This window comes from Azospirillum brasilense, assembly GCF_001315015.1.
GTDB lineage: Bacteria > Pseudomonadota > Alphaproteobacteria > Azospirillales > Azospirillaceae > Azospirillum > Azospirillum brasilense.
This window is the reverse complement of the sequence record NZ_CP012915.1, coordinates 779,605-802,396: the sequence shown is the minus strand read 5'-3', so window position 1 is coordinate 802,396 and position 22,792 is coordinate 779,605. Positions and strand designations below refer to the sequence as shown.

The 22,792-nt window shown below is 68.3% G+C and carries 18 protein-coding genes; 10 read left to right on the top strand and 8 right to left on the bottom strand.

The genetic code is table 11. The features are described from left to right. The first annotated feature begins 15 nt into the window (after positions 1-15). On the top strand, positions 16-3,162 hold the full coding sequence (locus AMK58_RS17400) for an efflux RND transporter permease subunit (RefSeq protein ID WP_035676102.1): 3,147 nt from the start codon (positions 16-18) through the stop codon (positions 3,160-3,162). Between the two features lie 4 nt (positions 3,163-3,166). Here AMK58_RS17400 and AMK58_RS17395 read toward each other — a convergent pair whose 3' ends face one another. Beyond that, the gene (locus AMK58_RS17395) at positions 3,167-3,916 is read right to left on the bottom strand and encodes a sulfite exporter TauE/SafE family protein (RefSeq protein ID WP_035676103.1); all 750 of its coding nucleotides are present in this window, start codon (positions 3,914-3,916) and stop codon (positions 3,167-3,169) included. Positions 3,917-4,017: 101 nt separating this feature from the next. Between AMK58_RS17395 and AMK58_RS17390 the strand changes: the two genes are divergently transcribed. Continuing rightward, complete coding sequence (locus AMK58_RS17390; protein WP_059399230.1) at positions 4,018-4,905, top strand: LysR substrate-binding domain-containing protein; 888 nt, start codon at positions 4,018-4,020, stop codon at positions 4,903-4,905. Positions 4,906-5,053: 148 nt separating this feature from the next. On the opposite strand, the gene AMK58_RS17385 is transcribed toward AMK58_RS17390, so the two are convergent. After that, positions 5,054-8,176, bottom strand: coding sequence for an efflux RND transporter permease subunit (locus AMK58_RS17385; protein WP_059399229.1), 3,123 nt, complete (start codon positions 8,174-8,176; stop codon positions 5,054-5,056). After that, positions 8,173-9,357 carry an efflux RND transporter periplasmic adaptor subunit gene (locus AMK58_RS17380; protein ID WP_236778286.1) on the bottom strand — a complete coding sequence of 395 codons (1,185 nt, stop codon included), beginning with the start codon at positions 9,355-9,357 and terminating at the stop codon, positions 8,173-8,175. The genes AMK58_RS17385 and AMK58_RS17380 overlap by 4 nt, the downstream gene beginning before the upstream one ends. Positions 9,358-9,520: 163 nt before the next feature. On the opposite strand from AMK58_RS17380, the gene AMK58_RS17375 reads away from it, so the two are divergent. From AMK58_RS17375 to AMK58_RS17340, 8 genes are all read left to right on the top strand, one after another. Then, positions 9,521-10,483 (top strand): LysR family transcriptional regulator, encoded by a 963-nt coding sequence (locus AMK58_RS17375; protein WP_035676106.1) that lies wholly within the window; start codon positions 9,521-9,523, stop codon positions 10,481-10,483. A 43-nt stretch (positions 10,484-10,526) separates the two neighbouring features. Then, on the top strand, positions 10,527-11,390 hold the full coding sequence (locus AMK58_RS17370) for a putative hydro-lyase (protein WP_051140385.1): 864 nt from the start codon (positions 10,527-10,529) through the stop codon (positions 11,388-11,390). Positions 11,391-11,392: 2 nt separating this feature from the next. Next, positions 11,393-12,379 (top strand): TRAP transporter substrate-binding protein, encoded by a 987-nt coding sequence (locus AMK58_RS17365; protein ID WP_035676108.1) that lies wholly within the window; start codon positions 11,393-11,395, stop codon positions 12,377-12,379. A 156-nt stretch (positions 12,380-12,535) separates the two neighbouring features. Then, the gene (locus AMK58_RS17360; RefSeq protein ID WP_035676110.1) at positions 12,536-13,045 is read left to right on the top strand and encodes a TRAP transporter small permease; all 510 of its coding nucleotides are present in this window, start codon (positions 12,536-12,538) and stop codon (positions 13,043-13,045) included. A gap of 3 nt (positions 13,046-13,048) precedes the next feature. After that, entirely contained in the window at positions 13,049-14,350 is a 1,302-nt protein-coding gene (locus tag AMK58_RS17355) for a TRAP transporter large permease (RefSeq protein WP_035676113.1), read from the top strand. A gap of 11 nt (positions 14,351-14,361) precedes the next feature. After that, on the top strand, positions 14,362-15,084 hold the full coding sequence (pxpB, locus tag AMK58_RS17350) for a 5-oxoprolinase subunit PxpB (protein WP_035676116.1): 723 nt from the start codon (positions 14,362-14,364) through the stop codon (positions 15,082-15,084). Further along, the gene (locus tag AMK58_RS17345; RefSeq protein WP_059399228.1) at positions 15,081-16,178 is read left to right on the top strand and encodes a 5-oxoprolinase subunit C family protein; all 1,098 of its coding nucleotides are present in this window, start codon (positions 15,081-15,083) and stop codon (positions 16,176-16,178) included. The genes pxpB and AMK58_RS17345 overlap by 4 nt, the downstream gene beginning before the upstream one ends. After that, on the top strand, positions 16,175-16,954 hold the full coding sequence (locus AMK58_RS17340; RefSeq protein ID WP_035676201.1) for a LamB/YcsF family protein: 780 nt from the start codon (positions 16,175-16,177) through the stop codon (positions 16,952-16,954). Before AMK58_RS17345 ends, AMK58_RS17340 begins: the two co-directional genes overlap by 4 nt. A gap of 10 nt (positions 16,955-16,964) precedes the next feature. Here the strand turns inward: AMK58_RS17340 and AMK58_RS17335 are convergent, their stop codons facing one another. The 5 genes from AMK58_RS17335 to AMK58_RS17315 all read right to left on the bottom strand — a co-directional run bounded on the left by AMK58_RS17335 (position 16,965) and on the right by AMK58_RS17315 (position 22,632). Then, positions 16,965-17,372, bottom strand: coding sequence for a response regulator (locus AMK58_RS17335; protein WP_035676136.1), 408 nt, complete (start codon positions 17,370-17,372; stop codon positions 16,965-16,967). Further along, a complete protein-coding gene (locus tag AMK58_RS17330; RefSeq protein WP_059399227.1) occupies positions 17,365-18,942 on the bottom strand; it encodes a PAS domain-containing sensor histidine kinase in 1,578 nt (525 codons plus the stop codon). Before AMK58_RS17330 ends, AMK58_RS17335 begins: the two co-directional genes overlap by 8 nt. 219 nt (positions 18,943-19,161) lie before the next feature. Then, the gene (locus AMK58_RS17325; RefSeq protein WP_035676137.1) at positions 19,162-20,769 is read right to left on the bottom strand and encodes a peptide chain release factor 3; all 1,608 of its coding nucleotides are present in this window, start codon (positions 20,767-20,769) and stop codon (positions 19,162-19,164) included. 157 nt (positions 20,770-20,926) lie between these two features. Next, the gene (locus AMK58_RS17320; protein WP_035676139.1) at positions 20,927-21,412 is read right to left on the bottom strand and encodes a hypothetical protein; all 486 of its coding nucleotides are present in this window, start codon (positions 21,410-21,412) and stop codon (positions 20,927-20,929) included. Positions 21,413-21,618: 206 nt separating this feature from the next. Further along, positions 21,619-22,632, bottom strand: coding sequence for an aspartate-semialdehyde dehydrogenase (locus tag AMK58_RS17315; protein WP_035676141.1), 1,014 nt, complete (start codon positions 22,630-22,632; stop codon positions 21,619-21,621). Positions 22,633-22,792: the final 160 nt, after the last annotated feature.

The window sequence follows — 22,792 nt, the reverse complement described above, 5'->3', positions numbered from 1 at the left end:
GGAACGCGCCGCACCATGCCGATCACCCGCATCAGTGTCGACAACCCCGTCTTCGCCACCATGATGATGGTGGCGCTGATGGTGCTGGGCCTGTTCTCCTACAACCGGCTGGGCGTCGACCAGTTTCCCGACGTGGACTTCCCCCTGGTCGTCATCTCCACCGAATATCCCGGCGCCAGCCCGGAATCGGTCGAGACCGACGTCACCCGTCCCGTCGAGGACGCGGTCAACACCATCGCCGGCATCAAGACGCTGACCTCCCGCTCCTACGAGAGCCAGTCGGTGGTGATCGCCGAGTTCGACCTGAAGACCGCCTCGACCCAGGCGTTGCAGGACGTGCGCGAGAAGGTGTCGGCCCTGCGCCCCAAGTTCCGGGACGAGGTGAAGGACCCGCAGATCACCCGCTTCAACCCGGACGACCAGCCCATCCTGTCCCTGGCGGTGAAGTCGGACATCCGGTCCTTGCGCGACCTGACCACCATGGCCGACCAGATCGTCCTGAAGCGCCTGCAGAACGTGCGCGGCGTCGGCCGGGCGACCATCGCCGGCGGGGTCAAGCGGCAGGTCCAGGTGCGGCTGCGCCCCGAACGGCTGGAAGCGCTGGGCGTCGGGGTCGATCAGGTCCTCAAGGCGATCCGCGACGAGAACCAGGACATTCCCGCCGGCACCGTCTCGGGCAACGGGGCGGAGCGCGTCGTCCAGGTCGATGGCCGCGTCATCAACCCGCGGGAGCTTCTCGACATCATCGTCACGCGGCGCGGCGGTGAGCCGGTGCGGCTGCGCCAGGTCGCCGAGGTGCTGGACGGCCAGGAGGAGCAGGACTCCGTCGCCCTGTTCAACGGGCAGCCGGCGCTGGCCGTCGACGTGGTGAAGATCCAGGGCTCCAACACGGTGGAGGTGGCTCGCGGCCTCTACAAGGCGCTGGACGAGCTGCGCCGCGACGGCTCCCTGCCCTCCGACGTCGCCCTGGAGGTGGTGCGCGACACCTCGCGCGGCATCACCAACTCGCTGAGCAACGTGCAGCGCACGCTGGTCGAGGGCGGCGTGCTGACCATCGCCATCGTGATGATCTTCCTGGGGTCCTGGCGCAGCACGGTGATCACCGCGCTGACCCTGCCGGTGGCGGTGATGGGCACCTTCGGCGTGCTGGCGGCCTTCGGTTTCACCCTGAACACGATGACGCTGATGGCGCTGTCGCTGGCCATCGGCATTCTGATCGACGACGCCATCGTGGTGCGCGAGAACATCATGCGCCACCTCGGCAAGGGCCAGGGGCACCGGCAGGCGGCGCTGGACGGCACCAAGGAGATCGGTCTGGCGGTCCTGGCGACCACGCTGACCATTGTGGCGGTGTTCCTGCCCGTGGCCTTCATGGGCGGCATCATCGGGCGCTTCTTCCTGCAATTCGGCATCACCGTGTCGGCGGCGGTGCTGATCTCGCTGTTCGTGTCCTTCACCCTGGACCCCATGCTGTCCAGCCTGTGGTACGACCCGGCGGCCCACGGGCGGCACGGGCGCGGCGTCTTCGGGCGCTTCGCGGCGGGCTTCCAGGGCGCTTTCGACACATTGGCTCGGGTCTATGGCCGGACACTGCGCTGGGCGCTGCGCTGGCGCTGGCTGGTCCTGCTGATGGCGCTGGGGATCTTCGTCGGCAGCTTCTTCCTGGTGCCGCGCATCGGCGTGGAGTTCGTGCCCGCCGCCGACCTCGGGGAATCCATCGTCGACGTGGAAACGCCGGTCGGCTCGTCGCTCGACTACACAGCGGCCAAGCTGCGGCAGGTGGAGGCGGCGATCCGCGAGTTTCCAGAGGTCGCGTACACCTATTCTACGGTGAACACGGGCGCGTCGGTCGGCAAGAACCGGGGCAGCGTCTATGTCCGGCTGAAGCCGATCGACCAGCGGACGCGCACGCCCAACACGCTGGCCCCGCCGCTGCGCGAACGGCTGTCGGCGATCCCCGGCGTCCAGATCGGCATCGGCATTCCCGGCGTCGGCGGTGTGCAGAAGCAGATCCAGGTGTCCGTCCAGGGCCGCGACATCGCGGAGCTGGACCGCATCGGCAAGCAGGTGACCGCCGCCATGGCTGGCATCCGCGGCTTCGTGGACGTGGACGTCAGCCTGAAGGCCGCCAAGCCGACCCTGTCGGTGCGGCTGGAGCGCGATCTGGCGAGCGACCTCGGCGTCGGCACGGCGCAGGTGGCGAACACGCTGCGGCCCCTCTTCGCCGGCGACAAGGTGTCGACCTGGAAGGCGCCGGACGGCGAGACCTACGATGTGCTGGTCCGCCTGCCGGAAAGCGACCGGGTGGGCCGCGCCGACCTCGACCGCATCTACCTGACCGGCTCCAACGACGCCGAGGGGGCGCCGCGCATGGTGCCGCTGTCGCAGGTCAGCCGGGTCGAGACGACTCTCGGCGCCTCGCAGATCAACCGCCGCGACCTGTCGCGCGAGGTGAACGTCCAGGCCAACGTCCAGGGCCGCCCGGCCGGCGACGCCGGCAAGGAGCTTCAGGCGGCCATCGCGGAGATCAAGCTGCCGCCCGGCTACCGCATCGTCTTCGGCGGCTCGACCAAGGACATCGCCGAGACGTCGGCCTACGCCACCCAGGCGCTGCTGCTGGCGGTGATCCTGATCTACCTGATCCTGGCCTCGCAGTTCGGCAGCTTCCTCCAGCCCATCGCCATCATGATGTCGCTGCCGCTGTCGCTGGTCGGGGTGTTCCTCGGGCTTCTGGTCGCCGGCTCCACCCTGAACATCTTCAGCGCCATCGGATTCATCATGCTGATGGGTCTGGTGACCAAGAACGCGATCCTGCTGGTCGACTTCGCCAACCAGGCCCGCGCCCGCGGGGTGGACCTGCGCGACGCGGTGGTGGAGGCCGGCATCATCCGCCTGCGCCCCATCGTCATGACCACCATGGCGATGATCTTCGGCATGATCCCGCTGGCGCTCGGCATCGGCGAGGGCGCGCAGCAGCGCGCACCCATGGCCCACGCGGTGATCGGCGGCCTCATCAGCTCCACCCTGCTCACCCTTCTGGTAGTGCCCGTGATCCTCACCTACCTCGACGCGCTGTCCCGGCGCTTCAAGCGCTGGTTCGCCCACAAGGACCCGGACGCCGTGGCGCACGGCACGGCAACACAGGGCACGGCTGCGGAGTAGCTCTTTACCTCAGATGCTCCAGCATCAGGAACAGCCCGAGCGCCAGCAGGCCGAGGAAGAAACAGCGCCGGAACACCTCCGCCCGCACCCGCCGGCGGAGGCTCTGGCCGAGCGCCATCCCGGCCAGGGCCGGCAGCAGGGACGCCAGTGATCCCCAGGCCAGCGTGCCGTCGAATAGCCCATGCTGCGCCAGCCCGGCGGCCAGAGCCAGCGTGGACACCGTGAAGGACAGGCCGAGCGCCTGGATCAGCCGGTCGCGCTCCAGATCCAGCGCCTGGAGGTAGGGCACGGCGGGAATGACGAAGACCCCGGTCGCCGCCGTCACCACCCCGGTCGCCACGCCGACCAGCGGCGACAGCCAGGATTCCGCCGCGGGCGGCACCCGCAGCGGCAGCTTCACCAGCCCGGCCACCGCGTAGAGCGCCAAGGCCCCGCCCAGCGCCGCCGCGGCCTGCCCCGACGAGGCGCCGGCCAGCAGCCCCGCCCCTGCCCAGGTGCCCAGCGTGATCCCCAGCATCATCGGCCAGAATCGCTCGATGGTGGCACCGAGGCCGGGGCCGAAGGCCAGTTGCCAGAGATTCGTCACCAGCGAAGGCACGATCAGGATCATCGCCGCCTCGGCGGGCGGCATGACGAGGCCGAGCAGACCCATGGCAACGGTCGGCAGGCCCAGGCCGATCATGCCCTTGACGAACCCGGCCAGCAGGAAGGTCAAGGCCATGGCGGCGACAATGAGGAGGGGAAGGTCGGTCATGCCCACCACTTGAAGCCTAGCCTCGGCTTCCGGCAATGTGGATGTCACGCAGCCAGCCTTCGGTTCAGACGAAGGCTGGCACCCCACCGGAGACCCGTCCCATGCGCTTCGACCTGACCGACCTGCGGCTGTTCCTGAACGTGGCGGAGGCGGAGAGCATCACCCACGGTGCGGAGCGGACGCACCTCGCCCTCGCCTCGGCGAGCGCGCGCATCCGCGGGATGGAGGAGACGCTCGGCGTGCCGCTGCTGGAGCGCGGGCGGCGCGGCGTCCACCCAACTCCGGCGGGTGAGGCGCTGGTCCATCACGCCCGCCTCCTCCTTCAGCAGGTCGAGCGCATGCGCGGCGAGCTGGGCGATTACGCCAAGGGGCTGAAAGGGCATGTCCGGCTGCTGTCAAACACCGCCGCCCTGGCCGAATTCCTGCCCGAGGCTCTGGCGCCCTTCCTCGCCGCCCACCCCAACATCGACATCGATCTGGAGGAACGGCCCAGCCACGAGATTGTGCGGGCGGTGGCGGAGGGTCTGGCCGACGCTGGGGTGGTGTCCGATCACGCCGACCTGTCGGGTCTGGAGGTGTTTCCCTTCCGCACCGACCGCATGGTGCTGGTCACGCCGCACGGCCACCCGCTGGCCAACCGCCGCAGCGTCGCCCTAAACGAGGTTCTGGAAGAGGATTTCGTCGGGCTGGCGACGCGCAACGCCCTTCAGCGGCACATCAACGAGCACGCCATCCGCTCCGGGCACCCGCTGAAGCTGCGCGTGCGGGTGCGCGGCTTCGACGGGATATGCCGGATGGTCGAACAGGGGGTGGGGCTCGGCATCGTCCCGGAAGCTTCGGCGAAGCGCTGCCGCCGCTTCACCAAGATCCGCGCGGTGCGCCTGACCGACCCCTGGGCGGTCCGCTCGCTGGTCGTCTGCGTCCGCCGGCTGGACGCGCTGCCCAGCCACAGCCGCGAGCTGGTAAAACGGTTGGCCGGCGCTGTTTAGCCCTCTCCCCTCTGGGGAGAGGGTGGCCCGGAGGGCCGGTGAGGGGGTTGCGCTTTTGCCGGACGCATCGCCACGTGCAACCCCCTCACCCTAACCCTCTCCCCGGAGGGGAGAGGGGATTCGTTCCATGGTGTCGGGCGGCGTTCCCTTATTCCGCACCCGGCACCGGGTGCGGCGCCTCCGGGGCGGCGCCGTGACGGCGCTTCCACAGGCGGGAGACGGCGTTGCCGGCATCCTCCATGTAGAGATACAGCACCGGCGTGATGTAGAGCGTTAGGATCTGCGACACGCACAGGCCGCCGACCACGGCGAGGCCCAGCGGTTGGCGAAGCTCCGCGGCGGCGCCATGGGCGACGGCGATGGGCAGCGTGCCCACGATCGCCGTCACCGTCGTCATCATGATCGGGCGGAAGCGCAGCAGGCAGGCCTGCTCGATCGCCTCGCGCGGGGACATGCCCTGGTTGCGCTGCGCGTCGATGGCGAAGTCGATCATCATGATCGCGTTCTTCTTCACGATGCCGATCAGCATCAGGATGCCGATGATCGCGATGACGCTTAGTTCCTGCCCGAACACCATCAGCGTCGCCAACGCGCCAATGGCCGCCGAGGGCAGACCGGACAGGATGGTCAGCGGGTGGATGAAGCTCTCGTACAGCACGCCGAGCACGATGTAGATCACCAGCACCGCGGCCAGCAGCAACAGCCCCTGGCTCTTCTGCGCGTCCTCGAACACCTGGGCGGTGCCGGCGAATCCGGTGGTGATGCCCGGCGGCAGGGCCATCTCCACCTCCGCCTGCCGGATCATGTCCACCGCCTCGCCGAGCGAATGGCCCGGCGCCACGTTGAACGACACGGTGACGGCGGGCAATTGGCCCTGATGGTTGACCGTCAGCGGCCCGGCGGTGCGCTGCACGCTGGCAAAGGCGTCCAGCGGCACCAGCTTTCCGGAACCGGAGCGCACGTAGATGCGCGACAGGGCGTTGTCGTCCTGCTGGTACTTGGGCGCCAGCTCGATCAGCACCTGATAGTCGTTGGTGGGTGTGTAGATGGTGGAGACCTGCCGCTGGCCGAAGGCGCTGTACAGCGTCGAACGCACCTGATCGACACCGATGCCCAGCGTCGCGGCCTTTTCCCGGTCCACATGGACATAGGCCTGCGGGCTGTTGAGCTGAAGGTCGCTGGTCACGTCCTGAAGAATGGAAATGTCGTTCAGGGCGCGCTCCAGCCGCCCGGACCAGACGTACAACTCCTCCGGGTTCAAGCCCTGGATGGTGTACTGGTACTGGCTCTTGGAGGACCGCCCTCCGATGCGCAGATTCTGGACCGGCTGCATGTAGACCGCGAAGCCCGGTATGCCGGAAAGCTGGCGGCGCAACTGCTGGATCACCTCGCCCGCCGGCGGCCGCTCGCTGCGGGGCTTCAACACGACGAACATGCGGCCCGTGTTGACCGAATTGCCGCCGATGGCGACCGCCGACGTCATGTCCGCCACCGCCGGGTGCGCCGCGACAATCCGTGCCGCCTCCTGCTGCCGTTCGGCCATAGCCGGGAAGGAGATGTCGGGAGCGGCCTCCGTCGAGACGGTGATCTGCCCGATGTCCTCCGTCGGGAAAAAGCCCTTGGGAATTGCCTGGAACAGCAGGACGGAACCGACCACCGTGGCGATCATCACCAGCCCCATCACCGGACGGTGCTTCAGCGCCAGCCGCAAGGTGGATGCGTAGCCGCGGTGCATGGCGCTGAACCCGCCCTCCAGGATACGCCCGAACCATCCCTCCTTGGGCTTATGAGTCTCGTGGGTCAGCAGGCGCGCGCACATCATCGGCGTCAGCGTCAGGGCCACGAAGGCCGACGCGCTGATGGACATGGTCACCACGAGCGCGAAGGAGTGGAAGACCCGCCCGACGACGCCGCCCATCAGCAGGATCGGGATGAAGACGGCCACCAGCGACACGGTGATGGAGATGATGGTGAAGCCGATCTCCCGCGAGCCTTTGATGGCGGCCTCGAAGGGCGGCATCCCTTCTTCGACGTAGCGGACGATGTTCTCCATCATCACGATGGCGTCGTCGACGACGAGGCCGACCGCCAGCGTCAGCGCCATCAGCGAGATGTTGTCGATGGAGAAGCCCATCAGATGCATTCCGCCCGCCGTCGCGATCAGCGACACCGGAACGGTGAGGGCCGGGATCATGGTGGCCGTCAGGCGGCGCAGGAACAGGAAGATGACCAGCACGACGAGCGCAATGATCAGGCCCAGCGTGAACTGCACGTCCTCCACCGCCTCGCGGATCGAGGTGGAACGGTCGTTCACCACCTCGACCTTGGCGCTGGGGGGAAGCTGCGCGCGGAAGCTGGGCAGCAGGTTGCGCACCCGGTCCACCACATCCACGGTGTTGGCGTCGGGCTGGCGCTGCACGGCCATGACGATGGCGCGGGTGCCGTTGTGCCAGCTCGCCGTGCGGGCATTTTCGACGCCGTCCAGCACGGTCGCCACGTCGCCCAGCCGGACCGGGGCGCCGTTGCGGTAGGTGACGATCAGGCCGCGGAATGCCTCGGCGTCGGGAAGCTGCGGGTTGGCGGCCAGCACGAGCTGCTGCTTGGCGCCGGACAGCGTGCCGACCGGGGTGTTGGCGTTGGCGGCGGCCAGCGACCGCTGAAGCTCGTCGATGCCGATGCCGCGCACGGCCAGCGCGTTGGGGTCGACCTGGACGCGCACGGCGTATTTCTGCGCGCCGTAGATCTGCACCTGGGCGACGCCCGGCAGGGTGGCGACCTTGGGCTGGACCGCGGTCTCGGCGAAATCGTTGAGCGCCGACAGGGTCAGCGTCGGCGACGAGAGCGCCAGCATCAGCACCGGCTGGTCGGCCGGGTTCACCTTGCGGTAGCTGGGCGCGGTGGTCATCTCCGCTGGCAGGCGGCGCTGGGTGCGGGCGATGGCCGCCTGCACGTCCTGGGCGGCGGCGTCGATGTCGCGCTCCAGAACGAACTGGATGGTGATCGAGGTGTTGCCGAGGCTCGACGTCGAGGTGATCGTGTCGATACCGGCGATGGTTGAGAATTCACGTTCCAGCGGGCTGGCGACGGAGGCCGCCATGGTTTCCGGGCTGGCGCCGGGCAGCGTGGCGGAGACGTTGATGACCGGAAAATCCACCCGCGGCAGCGCCGCGACGGGCAACTGGCGGTAAGCGGCGAGCCCCCCTAGAACCAGCGCCGCCGTCAGCAGGATGGTCATCACCGGACGGCGGATGCACAGCTCCGAGAGGTTCATGACGCGCCTCCGGTAAGCGGAGCCTTGCCGTTGGCGCCCTCCTTGCCGCCGTTCTTGGCGGCGGCGACCTTGGCGCCGGGATAGAGGCGGGACTGGCCGTCGACCACCACGCGCTCACCGGCCTGGAGCCCGTCGGCGATGACGGCGACGCCCTCCTGGCTGCGCGCCACGGCGACGTTGCGGATCTCCACCGTGTCGTCGGGCTTGACCACATAGACGAATCGGCCCTGCTGGCCGGTCTGCACCGCCTCCTCCGGCAGGGTCAGCGCCTGTGGCTCGACCCGCAGGGTCAGCACCACGTCGACGAACTGGCCGGGCCACAGCCGCGTGTCGGCGTTGTCGAACTGTCCCTTCACCAGGATGGTGCCGGTCTGCTGGTCGACTTGGCTGTCCACGAAATTCAGGACGCCCTCGGCGGGCGGGACGGCGGCGCCGGGAATGCCGGCGGTGACCGCCAGCCGGCTCGTCTCCATCGCCGCGCGGATGGTCGGCAGATGGCGCTCCGGCACGTTGAAGGCGACGGTGATCGGACGGAGCTGGGTCAACGTGACCAGCGGCGTGGCGTCCGCTGCGCGGACCATCGTGCCGGGCTTGGCGTTCACCGCACCGGTGCGCCCATCCATGGGAGCGGTGATGCGGGTGAAGCTGAGCGAGACCTTGGCCGCCTCGATGGCCGCCTGCCCGGCCTTCACCGTGGCCTCCAGCGCGTCGGCGGCGGCCACCGCCGCGTCGAACTGCTGGCGGGCCACCGTGTTGGAACGGACGAGCTGCTCGTAGCGCTTCACGTCGCCGCGCGCCTTGTCGAGGTTGGCGCGGTCGCGCTCCAGATTGGCCTGGGCCTGACGGAGCTGCGCCTCCAGCGCGCGGGAGTCGAGGGTGAACAGCAGGTCGCCCGCCTTCACCTCCTGTCCCTCGGTGAAATGGACCGTCTCGACGACCGAATCGACGCGCGCCTTGATGGCGATGGCGGCCAGCGGCTGGACCGAGCCGATGGTGCCCAGCCGCTCCGGCACCGCGCGCTGCTCCACCGGCCGGATGACCACCGGGAGGGCGCGCGGTCCCGCCGGGGCGGCGGCCTTCGCCGTCTGCGCGTCGGCCCCGCCCGCCCGGTGCGTGTACCAGTAGCCGCCGCCCATGAGCGCGGCCAGCAGGAGCGCAAACAGCGCTATGCGTTTCGTCACATCGAACTCCCGATGGGGCTGCCCGGTCCGGCCGGAATGCGCCATCCCGCCATAAGGCAATGCGGCCCATTATCGCAGGAGAGGCTTTGCAGGTTAATGTCCATCCTACAGCCATTTGGTAACAGACTGTAACAGCGGCTATGGGCTGCGGAGCGATTCGGCGATGTTGGACCTGAAGAACCTGGAAGCCTTCGTGTGGATTGCCCGTTTGGGCGGCTTCCGCGCCGCGGCCGGACGGCTGAACACCACCCAGCCGGCCATCTCCGCCCGCATCGCCCAACTGGAAAAGGAACTGGGCGTCCAGCTGTTCAACCGCGGAACCCGGCGGGTGACGCTGACGCTGAAGGGCATGGAGCTGCTGGACCACGCCGAGCGGATGCTGACGCTCCAGGCCGAGCTGGTCCACGCGGTTGCCGAATCGACGACCCTGCGCGGGCTGATCCGGCTGGGGGTGGCGGAGACCATCGTCCACACCTGGTTGAGCCGCCTGATCGAGCGGCTGCACAATCGCTTCCCGCTGGTCAGCCTGGAGATCGAGGTCGACACCTCCATCCATCTGCGCAACGGGCTGCTGGCGCACGACCTCGACATCGCCTTCATGCTGGGACCGGTGGCCGAGCCGGACATGCGCAACGAGGCATTGAGCAGCTACCCCATGGCCTGGGTGGCCAGCCCCTCGCTGGACCTGCCCGCCGGGCGGCTCGGGCTCGCCGATCTGGCGCGTTATCCGGTCATCACCTTTTCCCGCCAGACCAAGCCGTCGGTGGCCATCCAGCAGATGTTCAAGCGACCCGGCCTGCCGCCGCTGCGATTCTACGGCAACAGCTCGCTCGCCAGCATCGTGCGGATGACCCTGGACGGCATCGGCATCAGCGCCATCCCGCCCGCGGTGATCGAGCGCGAACTGGCCGAGGGGCTGCTGCGGCTGATCCCGGCGGAGGACCCGCTGCCCGACCTCGACTTCACCATCTGCCATCCGGTGGACAGCGACAACCCGCTGGTGCCCATCGTGGCGGATATGGCATTGGAGATCGTGCGGGCGCAGCGGCATGGAGCGCCCACTGATAAACGCCGTTTATCGCAAACGATCCAAAATGAAAATTTGACGGATCGGACGGATGCGTGAACCCTTAGGACACAACAGTTTGGTCACCGAGGTTTTGCCCGCCATGCAGTCCGTGACCCCAAGCACCCCGTTTCCGCCCGGCTCACCGTCCGCCGCCCTGCTGGCCCGGCTGGCGATCCGCCGGGGCGAGCATCGCGGGCCGACCGCCGGACTGGCGCCCGGCCATGTGCAGGCAAACCTTGCCATCGTTCCCGCCGATGCGGCCCCCGCCTTCGAGCGGTTCTGCCGCGCCAACCCGGTGCCCTGCCCGCTGCTCGCCGTGTCGCAGCCCGGCGACCACCGCTTCGCGGAGCTTGGCGCGGACCTCGACCTGCGCACCGACTTCCCGCGCTACCGCGTCTACCGCGACGGCCGGCTGTCCGAGGAGCCGGAGGACCTGCTGTCGGTCTGGCGCGACGATCTGGTCGCCTTCGCCATCGGCTGCTCCTTTTCCTTCGAGGAGGCGCTGCTCGCCGCCGGCCTGCCGGTCCGCCACATCGAGCGCGGATGCAACGTGCCGATGTACGTGACCGACCGGGACTGCGTGGCCGTCCCGCCCTTCGCCGGGCGCATGGTGGTGTCGATGCGTCCGATGACGCCCGCGCAGGCCGAACAAGCCGCCGCGGTGACCGGGCGTTACGCCGCCGTCCACGGTGCGCCGGTGCACGTCGGCGACCCGGCGGCGCTCGGCATCCGCGACCTTTCCCGGCCGGAGTTCGGCGACGCCGTGCCGATCGCCCCCGGCGAGGTCCCCGTCTTCTGGGCTTGCGGGGTCACCCCCCAGGTGGCGCTCGCCGCCGCCCGCCTGCCCTTCGCCATCGCCCACAGCCCCGGCCACATGCTGGTCACCGACCGGCTGAACGCCGAGCTGGAGGGTGTGTCCCCTTCGGTCGCGCAACTTTTCAGACAAGAACAGGGAGCTTCCTAACCATGACCGCGATCACCCTGCGGACCCGCCTCGCCGCCGCCGCCTTCGGCATCGGCCTTTGCGCCACCCCGGTCGCAGCCTTCGCCGAGACCTGGGACATGCCGACCCCCTACCCCGACACGAACCTGCACACCATCACGGTGCGCCAGTTCGCCGAGGACGTGAAGGCGGCGACCAACGGCAAGATCCAGATCACCGTCCATTCCAACGGCTCGCTGGTCAAGCATCCGGAGATCAAGCGCGCCGTCCAGTCCGGCCAGGCCCAGATCGGCGAGGTGCTCATCAGCTCCTGGGCGAACGAGGACCCGCTCTACGGCCTCGATTCCGTGCCGTTCCTGGCGACCGACTTCGCCGCGTCGAAGAAGCTCTACGAGGTGTCCAAGCTCTTCCTGGAGAAGAAGCTGGAGCGTCAGCGCCTGAAGCTCCTCTACTCGATTCCGTGGCCGCCGCAGGGCCTCTATGTGAAGCAGGAGATCAGCTCCGTCACCGACCTGAAGGGGCAGAAGTTCCGCGCCTACAACCCGGCGACCACCCGCATCGCCGAACTGGCCGGCGCCGTGCCGACCAAGATCGAGGCCGCCGAGGTGTCGCAGGCCTTCGGCACCGGCATCGTCACCGCGATGATGACCTCCGCCGCCACCGGCGTCGACACCAAGGCGTGGGACTTCGTGAACGTCTATTACGACGTGCAGGCCTGGTTGCCGCGCAACATGGTGTTCGTCAGCACCGAGGTCTGGAAGGGCTTGGACGACGCCACGAAGAAGGCCGTCGAGCAGGCCGCCGCCAAGGCCGAGGCCACCGGCTGGACCGAGTGGGAGAAGAAGACGGCGGAGCTGAACCAGACGCTGTCCGGCAACGGCATGAAGGTGCTGACCCCGTCCCCGGCGATCAAGGACGGCTTCGCCGCCATCGGCAAGACGATGACCGACGAGTGGACCAAGGCCGCCGGCGCCGATGGCGAAGCGATCATTTCGGCCTTCCGGAAGTAAGCGGCGCCGTTTGCCCCCACCCCGGCCCTCCCCCGCTTCGCGGGAGAGGGAGACTGATCCCCTCCCCTGCGAAGCGGGGGAGGGTTAGGGAGGGGGCAAAACCTACCCCCCAAAAAAAGACACTCCCCGCCCGCCCAATCCGGAGGTGGTCGCGCCATGCGCACCGCATTGACCTTCCTGTACCGCGCCGCCGAGATTCTGGGCGCGGTGTTCCTGGTGCTGATCGCCGTGCTGATCGTGTCCCAGGTCTTCGCCCGGCTGGCCAACCGCATGGTGCCGGGAGCCGATGAGCTGGCCGGCTACTGCATGGCCGCCTCCTTCTTCCTCATGCTGGGTCCGGCGCTGCGCCGAGGCGCGCACATCCGCGTCGGCGTGCTGGTGGACCGGCTGCGCGGTGGCCCCCGGCGCGCCGTGGAGCTGGTCTGTCTCGGCTTCGGCACGGCGCTCAGCGCCTATTTCGCGTGGTTCTGGCTGCGCATGACCTACGATTCCTACGATTTCGGCGATTTGGGACAGGGGGTGCTGCCCATCCCGTTGTGGATTCCTCAGGCCGCCATGGGGGTGGGGCTGGTGATCCTGGTGATCGCCTTCCTGGACGACCTGCTGGCGGTGATCCAGGGGCGCGAGGCGTCCTACCAAAGCGCCGGCATGCAGAGCGAGGGCTGATCGATGGACCAGACGACCGCTTCCATCGTCGTCGTGGTGACGATGCTCCTGATGCTGGGGACCGGCATCTGGGTGGCCCTGGCGCTCGCCGGCGTCGGCTTCGTCGCCATGGCGCTGTTTACCACACGCCCCGTCGGCATGGTCATGGCGACCAACATCTGGGGCGCCAGCACGAGCTGGACCCTGACCGCCCTGCCCCTGTTCATCTGGATGGGCGAGATCCTGTTCCGGACGCGCATCTCGTCCGACATGTTCAAGGGGCTGGCCCCATGGACGGGCTGGCTGCCAGGACGGCTGATGCATGTCAACATCGTCGGCTGCACGATCTTCGCCGCCGTCTCCGGCTCCTCCGCCGCGACCGCCGCGACCATCGGGCGGATGACCATCCCGGAGCTGACCCGGCGCGGCTACGACCCGATGATGATCGTCGGCTCGCTGGCCGGCGCCGGCACGCTGGGCCTGCTGATCCCGCCCTCGATCATCATGATCGTCTACGGCGTGGCCGCGGACGTGTCCATCGCCCGTCTGTTCATCGCCGGCGTCATTCCGGGCATCGTGCTGACCGGGCTGTTCATGCTCTATGTCGGCGGCTGGTCCCTGCTGAACCCCGACCGCGTGCCGCCGCGGGAGGCGCGCCAGAGCTTTGCGGAGAAGATCCGCGATACCGGGTCGCTGATCCCGGTCATGCTGCTGATCGTCGGGGTGCTCGGCTCCATCTACGCGGGTATCGCCACGCCGACCGAGGCCGCGGGCATCGGCGTTCTGGGATCGCTGGTGCTGGCCATGGTCACCGGCACGATGAGCTGGGCGACCTTCCGCGACAGCGTGATGGGGGCGGCGCACACCTCCTGCATGATCGGCTTCATTCTGGCGGGGGCGGCCTTCCTGACCGTCGCCATGGGCTACACCGGCATTCCGCGCCTGCTGGCGGAGTGGATCACCTCCATGCAGCTCTCCACCGCATCGCTGCTGGTCGTGCTGACGCTGTTCTTCATCGTCATGGGCTGCTTCCTCGACGGCATTTCGATGGTCGTGCTGACCACTTCGGTCATCCTGCCGATGGTGCAGAACGCCGGGATCGATCTGCTGTGGTTCGGCATCTACATCATCATCGTGGTGGAGATGGCGCAGATCACGCCGCCGGTTGGCTTCAACCTGTTCGTCCTGCAATCGATGACGGGCAAGAGCATCTTCACCGTGGGCAAGGCCAGCCTGCCCTTCTTCGTGATGATGATCCTGATGGTGGCGCTGCTCTGGATCTTCCCAGGCATGGTGACGTGGCTGCCCTCGCTGATGATCGGGTGAGGTGCAAGTCCATGAACGTCCGTTTCACCACGGCGGGCGACACGGCCTTCAACGTGGAGTTCGGCGAGGGCATCGACCGCCCCACCAACGCCCGCGTCATGGCTCTGCACGCCCGCCTGAAGGCCGCCGCCCCGCCGGGTCTGGTGGAGACGGTACCGACCTTCCGCTCGCTCCAGGTCGTCTACGACCCGGCGGCAACCAGCCGCCGGGAGGTCCAGGCCGCCGTCGAGGCGGAGCTGGCCCACGCCGGGGAGGCGCCGGTCGAAGGCACCCTGTGGCGCCTGCCCGTCTGCTACGATCCCGATCTGGGGCCGGACCTTGCGGAACTGTCCGCGTCGCTCGGCCTGACGGCGGAGCAACTGATCGCCCTGCACGGATCGACGGAATATTTCGTCTACATGCTGGGCTTCATGCCGGGCTTCGCCTACATGGGCGACCTGCCGGCGGAGCTGGAGAAGCCGCGGCGCAGCGAGCCGCGGGTCCGCGTGCCGGCGGGGTCGGTCGCCACCGCCGGGCGGCTGACCACCGTCTATCCGTGGGAGAGCCCCGGCGGCTGGCATCTGATCGGGCGCTGTCCGGTGCCGCTCTACGACGGCTCCCGCCCCTCCCCGGTCTTGCTCGCCGCGGGCGACCGGGTGCGGTTCGAGGCGGTGGACCGCACCCGCTTCGACGCCCTGTCGGCCGAGGCCGCCGCCGGCCGCTTCGATCCCGACACGCTGAGGGCCACGTCATGAGCGCTTCCCGCCTCACGCCCTGTCTCACCGTTGTCCGGCCGGGGTTGTTCGCCACCATCCAGGACCTCGGCCGCTTCGGCCATCAGGAACTCGGCATGCCGGTCGCCGGCGCGCTCGACCCCATTGCCCTGCGCCTCGCCAACGCGCTGGTCGGCAACCCGGCGGGCACGGCGGGGGTGGAGATCGCCCTGCTCGGCCCGACGCTGAAGGTGGAGGCCGACGGCGTGCGCGTCGCCGTCGTCGGCCCCATGGCGCTGAGCCTGGAGCGCGAGGGGCAATCGCCCCAGCCGCTGGAACCCCACCGCAGCCACACGCTGGCGCGCGGCGACGTGCTGAAGCTGGGCGCGGTCACCGGGGCGGCGGTCGCCTATCTGGCGGTGGCCGGCGGCTTCGCGCTGGCCCCCTTCCTGGGCAGCCTGTCCACCTACGTGCGCGCCGGCATCGGGCCGCTCGGCGGCAGGCCGCTGGGCGACGGGACGCGCCTGCCGCTCAACCGCAGCGACGCCCCGCCGGACGCCGACGTGGAGCTGCCGGAGCCGCCGGACTATGGCGGCGGGCCGGTGCGGGTGGTCCTCGGCCCGCAGGAGGACCGTTTCACGGCGGAGGCGGTGGAAACCTTCCTGTCGGCCGGCTACCGCGTCGGCAAGGACGCCGACCGCATGGGCCTGCGGCTCGACGGCCCGACGCTCGCCCACACCGGCTCCGCCGACATCCCGTCGGACGGGCTGGTTACCGGCTCGATCCAGGTGCCGGGCAACGGCCAGCCGATTCTTCTGCTGAACGACCACCAGACGGCGGGCGGCTATGCCAAGATCGCCACGGTGATCTCCGCCGACCTGCCCCGCGTCGGCCGGCTGAGCCCCGGCGGCGCCCTCAGCTTCCGCGCCGTCACGGTGGAGGAGGCGGAGGCCATCCGGCGGCGCCAGGAGCAGACCATCGCCGCCTGGGTTCGTGCCATCCGCCCGGTGCGTCCGGCGGGCGGTGTCGATCTGGAGGCGCTCTACGCGGAAAACCTCGTGTCCGGGGTCGTCGACATCGTCAACGGCAACGGCGACATCCTGAACCGAGAAGAGATGTGCGGGAGGGCACCATGACCATCACCGTGAACCTGAACGCCGACCTGGGCGAGGGTTTCGGCGCCTACGACATCGGCGACGACGACACGATGCTCGGCATCGTAGCCTCTGCCAACATCGCCTGCGGCTTCCATGCGGGCGACCCGCTGGTGATGACGCGGACCGTCCGGAACGCGGTGGCGAAGGGCGTCAGCCTGGGCGCCCACCCCTCCTACCCCGATCTCCAGGGCTTCGGGCGCCGTCCCCTGCGCATGTCGGCGGCAGAGGTCGAGGCAATGGTCGCCTATCAGATCGGCGCGCTGATGGGCATCGCCGCCACCGCCGGCGGTTCGGTCACCCATGTGAAGGCGCACGGCGCGCTGAACAACATGGCGGCGGTGGACGAGGGGCTGGCCCTGGCGATCGGGCGGGCGATCAAGGGCGTCGATCCCAACCTGATCTATCTCGCCACCGCCGGGTCGGAAATGGCTCGGGCCGGGCGGACGCTGGGCCTGCCCACGGCGGAGGAGGTCTTTGCCGACCGCGCCTACGACGACAACGGCAACCTCGTGCCGCGCGGTCAGCCCGGCGCGATGGTGCATGACCCGGACGTGGCGGCCGCCAACGTCCTGCGCATGCTGGAGGAGGGCGTGATCCTGTCGGTCACCGGCACGCGCATCCCCTGCACCGTCCATTCCGTCTGCGTCCATGGCGACGAACCGAGCGCCGTTGCCATGGCCGGAAACCTGCGCCGCACCCTGGAGGCCAAGGGCGTCCGCATCGTCCCCCTGCCGGAACTGCGCGACCGGTTCTAGGAAGGCGCGATCATGCAGGCCGCAGCTTCGCCGCCTGGGCGAGGTTGGCGAGCGTGTCCAGGATGACCTGAGGACTGACCGGCTTGCGCAACACCACCAGTGGTTGCCATCGGTCGGACGTCAGGTCGTCCTCCCCCGTCTCCATCGACAGGAAGCCGGTCATCACCAGGATCGGCAGTCCGGCGGCCTTGATCCTCAGCTCGCGGATCAGGGCTCGGCCGTCCATACGCGGCATGCGCAGATCGGTGATGACGAGGTCGGCGGGGTCGGCGCTGTAGCGCTCCAACCCCTCCTGCCCGTCCTGGGCCAGGGTCACGCGGTATCCCTTGCGGGAAAGAAAATCCTCCAACGCCATGGCGGCCAAGGCTTCGTCCTCGGCCACCAGAACATGCAACGGAGCGGTGACGGGGTCAGGCATGAGCGCGCTCCACGTCCTGAATGGAGGGATGGGACACCGGAACGGTGATGGTGAAACGGACGCCGCGGCTTCCATCGTCTTGGGTCACATTCGCCGCATCGATCCGGCCCCCCATGGAGTCGATGATGCCATAGCCGATCGACAGTCCGAGGCCCGACCCCTTCCCCACTTCCTTGGTCGTGAAGAAGGGGTCAAAGATGCGCGGCAGGATGTCCGGGTCGATGCCGCCGCCGTCGTCGGTGATGGTGATGACGGCCCGCCCGGCGGTCATGTCGCAACGCATCCCGATGGCAATCCGGCCGGCAGCGGGCGACCCGTCGGGGTCGGCGCGCCATTCCAGAATCGCATCGCGCGCGTTGGACAGCAGATTGACCAGCACCTGCTCCAGTTGCAGGGGACGGCCGCGCGTGACGCAGTCGATGGCCGGGACGTCGCTCACGACCTCGATGTTTTCCAAGGCGAACTGGTTGGACACCAACTCGACGGCGGAGCGGACGCTGGCCGCGGGGTCGAAGCGCTGGGTGGCGCCGTCGCGGCGGCTGAAGGTGCGCATATGGTCGATGATGCGGCCCATGCGCTCCGCCTGGTCCGACATGATGGTCAGCACCTTGTCCAGGCGCGCGGTGTCGGTGTCGCCGTCGCGCAGGCGGGACAGGGCGTTCTCGGCCCAGATCCGGATGATGTTCAGGGGTTGGCTCATCTCATGGGCCATGCCGGCGGCAAGCGTGCCCAGGGTCGCCAGCTTGGAGGTCTGGACCAGCTCCTCCTGAAGCCTCTTGCGGTCGGTGATGTCGCGGGAGCTGCCCAGAATCTGGACCACCTCCCCTCCCTCGCCGCGCACCGGCACCAGGACGGTGTGCCACGTGCGCCGTCCGACCGGAAGGTCCAGCGTCTCCTCGTAATCGATCGGGCCGCCCGCAGCGACGCAGGCGCTGTAGCGTTCGATCACCGCCGCGGCAGTCTCCGGCGGAACGGCCTCGCGGACCAGCCGGCCGCGGATGGTCTCCGGGTCGATTCCCGTCCCCCGCGCGTGGGCGGGGTTCAGCGTGTCGAAGGCGAAGTCACCGTCCGGCAGCACCGTGACGACGAACAGCCCCTCCGCCAGATTGTTGAAGAAGCTGGCGTAGCGCAGCTCGGCCTGACGCCGGATCTCGATCTCGCGCTGAAGGGCTCCGTTGGCGTCGGCGAGCTGGGTGGCGCTGGGCAAAGCGAGAGCCTTGGGCATCTGCACCCACAAGGCGACGGCGGTCAGCACCGACACCATTGCGGTCAGCGCCTTGACGATGCCTTCCACGGCATAGTCGGGATACCACAAGGTCCACAGGCTGAAGAAATGCGTCGTGCCGCAGGCCAGGATGAAGGCGGCGAACAGCCAGACGATCCAAGTGAAGGCCACGTCGCGGCGCTTCACAACGAAATAAAGCAGCGCCACCGGAATCGAATAATAGGAGAGGCCGGTTAACACATCGGACACGATGTGCAGGGTCAGGATTTCCGGACGCCAGAACAGGCACACGCCGTGAGGCAAGTACGCGCTGGTGTCGAAGAAGGCTTCCACGCCACCGAACATGCCGCCCCTCTTTTATTCGGTCACCGTCCGCGGTCCAGCCGGGTCCGGAAATGCCACCGTTTCTCTGATCTTGCCCCAAAACCTTGAAGCACAACGCCTTGCGGCACCATGCCGCGGAGGCTGCGTCAGCAAACGCTACTCGAATCAGCGGGGCGGAGCAACACGCGGAACGCGATGCCGGCCAATGGTCAGCGCGTTCCGCATGGTTCTGGATGCACGTTACGCCGCAGTGTGCACCTTGCGGTTTTGCTCGCGGGTCTTCAAGAAGCGCAGGGCCGGAAAATCCTCCTGCGTGCGGTTCAGGTGCCAAGCGTTGCGGGCGAGGAACACCAGCGCCCCATCATGGTCCTCCGCCGCTGCCGAGCGATTGAGGTCGAGGAACTTCTTGAGTTGGTCCTCGTCGTCCGTCTCGATCCAGCGGGCGGCGTCCACACCCGCTCCCTCGAAGCGGGCGGCGAGACCGTATTCCGCCTCGATGCGGGCGGCCAGCACCTCGAACTGCAGCTGGCCGACCACGCCGACCACCCAATCCGCCCCGGTCAGCGGCTTGAACACCTGGGAGGCGCCTTCCTCCGCGAAATGCTCCAGCGCCTTGCGCAGGTGCTTCACGCGCATCGGGTCTTCCAGCCGGACGCGCTGCAGCAGTTCCGGTGCGAAGCTCGGCACGCCGGTGAAGCGCAGGTCCTCGCCCTCGGTCAGCGTGTCGCCGATGCGCAAGGACCCGTGGTTCGGGATGCCCATGATGTCGCCGGGCCACGCCTCTTCCGCCAGCTCGCGGTCGCGGGCCAGGAACAGCACGGCGTTGTTCACCGCCATCAGCTTGCCCGAACGGACATGCTTCAGCTTGGCACCGCGCTTGAACTTGCCCGAGCAGATGCGCACGAAGGCGATGCGGTCGCGGTGGTTGGGGTCCATGTTGGCCTGGACCTTGAACACGAAGCCGCTGAACTTGCCCTCGTCGGGCTGCACGGAGCGCTGCTCCGCCGGCTGGGGGCGCGGCGGCGGGGCGTTCTCAGCGAGGCCCTGCAGAAGCTCGCGCACGCCGAAGTTGTTGATGGCCGAGCCGAAGTAAATCGGCGTCAGATGGCCGGCGCGGTAGGCCTCCAGGTCGAAGGGCGGCATCAGCCCGCGGGCCATCTCCACCTCCTCGCGCAGCTTCGCCACCGCGTGGGCTGGAAGCAGATCGTCGAGGCGCGGGTCGTCGAGACCGTTGCACTCGATGCCGTCGTCGATCTCGTCGCCCTTGGTGCGATCCATCAGGATCAGGCGGTCGCGGATCAGATCGTAGCAGCCCAGGAAGTCGCGGCCCATGCCGATGGGCCAGCTCGCCGGGGTCACCTCCAGCGCCAGCGAGCTTTCGATCTCGGAGATGAGGTCGAAGGGGTCGCGGGCCTCGCGGTCCATCTTGTTGCAGAAGGTGATGATCGGCACGTCGCGCAGGCGGCAGACCTCGAACAGCTTCAAGGTCTGGCTTTCGATGCCCTTCGCGCCGTCGATCACCATGACGGCGCTGTCCACCGCGGTCAGCGTCCGGTAGGTGTCCTCCGAGAAGTCCTCGTGGCCCGGCGTGTCCAGCAGGTTGAAGGTGCGCCCTTCGTAATCGAAGGTCATGACGGAGGCGGTCACGGAGATGCCGCGCTCGCGCTCCACCTTCATCCAGTCCGACTTGGCGCGGCGCTGCTCGCCGCGGGCCTTCACGGCGCCGGCCATCTGGATGGCGCCGCCGAACAGCAGCAGCTTTTCGGTGAGGGTGGTCTTGCCGGCGTCGGGGTGCGCGATGATCGCGAAGGTTCGACGCCGGGAAACAGCGTCCAGAAGCTCGGACATGCGCGTTCCCGTAACTCAGCGGTGCAGACAACGGCGAAGAGGGCCGGGAGGCGGAACGCCCCACGGCCCTCTTCGTTCGGACGTATAGATAGCAGCCTGAGCGCTCAGGTTCCAGGCGCCTTTTGGGAGCCCGGCGGCTTTGCGTCCCACCAAACCCCTAACTTTTGAAGACCTCCTTGCAGATGCGCCCCGAGAAGTCCTTGCTCAGACCATTCTCGGCGTCGGCCAGGATCGCGAGTCCGACGACGCCGGCGCCGGCGGTCACTTCCGAAACGCGATATTCGCCGAGAAGGCGCCCGCTCTGCGCGTCCGTGAACGTCACCAGACCGACCAGCGTGACGTGGTCACCCAGCAGGACCGTCATCGCGCCATTCTGTTCCTTGTAGTTGTCGACGCGCACGTTGATGTTGGCGGGCATTGAACCTGTCATGCAAGTCGCCAAGGTGTTCATCAGGTTGGTGCGCAGCGTCTCGGGAAGGGTTTTCCGGACATCGGGGACCTGGACATCGACGGTGATCTGACCGGGTTGGAGCTGGGCGGCCTGATCCGGTGTCATGGTGGTACGCGGGTCGACACTGGACGCGCAGGCGGTGGTCAAGGCGCACGTAGCGGCAATGATCAGAACGCGCAAAAACGACGACATCTCAAACTCCAAAGTCACGCATTACACCGATGATGCGTCGTTATGCCGTAAAAACGTTAATACTCTACAACCTTGGATGATAAAATCCGCAACGGCTCCATCATGCATCGACCGATCTTTCGAGCCTTCCGTACAACCACGAGACATGAAAAAAGGGCGCCTCCGGAGAGACGCCCTCGTTCACCATCCCAGACAGAAGATGGGCCTTACAGGCTGAGTTCCGCAATCTGGACGGCGTTGAGCGCAGCACCCTTCAGGAGCTGGTCGCCACAGACGAACAGGTCGAGGCCGTGGTCGCCGAAGATCAGGCTGGTGCGGATGCGGCCGACCTCGACGTCGAACTGGCCCGTGGCGTTGATCGGCATCGGGTAGACGCCGTCGGCCGGCACGTCCTTCACCACCACGCCCGGCGCGTCGGCCAGCACGGCGCGGGCAGCGTCCGGGGTGACCGGGGACAGCGTCTCCACGGTGATCGCCTCGGAATGGGCGCGGTAGGTCGGGATGCGCACCGCCGTGCAGCTCACCGGCAGGTCCGGGATCTCCAGGATCTTCCGGGTCTCCCAGGTCACCTTCATCTCCTCCTTCGTGTAGCCGTTCTCCTGGAAGGCGTCGATCTGGGGGATCAGGTTGAAGGGGATCGGGTGACGGAACACGCTGTTGACGACCGGCTTGCCGTCGAGCTGGTTGCGGGTCTGCTCCTCAAGCTCGGCCATGCCCTCCGCACCGGCGCCGCTGGTCGCCTGATAGGTGGAGACGATGACACGGCGAAGGCCGAACGCCTTGTGCAGGGGCCCGAGCGCCACGACGGCGATGGCGGTCGTGCAGTTCGGGTTCGCGACCAGCTTGGCGTCGCCCATGGCGTGGGCGTTGATCTCCGGCACGATCAGCGGGACGTTGTCGTCGTAGCGGAAGGCCGAGGAGTTGTCGATCACCAGCGCCCCGCCGGCGGCGATGGCCGGCGCGTGCTCCTTGGCGAAATCACCGGACACGGCGAGCAGGACGATGTCGTAACCCTTCACCTTCTCGACGTCGAACGCCACGAGGGTCTTCTCGCCGAACGGGGTCTCGACCGTGCGGCCGGCGCTGCGCTCCGACGCGAACAGGCCGAGTTCCGCGACCGGGAACGAACGGCGGTGAAGAACATCGACCATCTCGCGGCCGACGGCGCCCGTGGCACCAACGATGGCAACGCGGCGGGGAGAAGGGGAAGAGGTGCTCATGGGTGTGGTCCGTCCTTTGGTCTTGCCCGGATCGAGCGTGGACGGCGGCCCCAGATGCACCAAGGCCCCGTCCGTGTCCGGCGGGGCCTTCGTGGTGGGTGAAGCGTCTTACTCGATCAACGCACGCCACCGTCCGACGGCCCGCCGGAGCGGGTCGTTT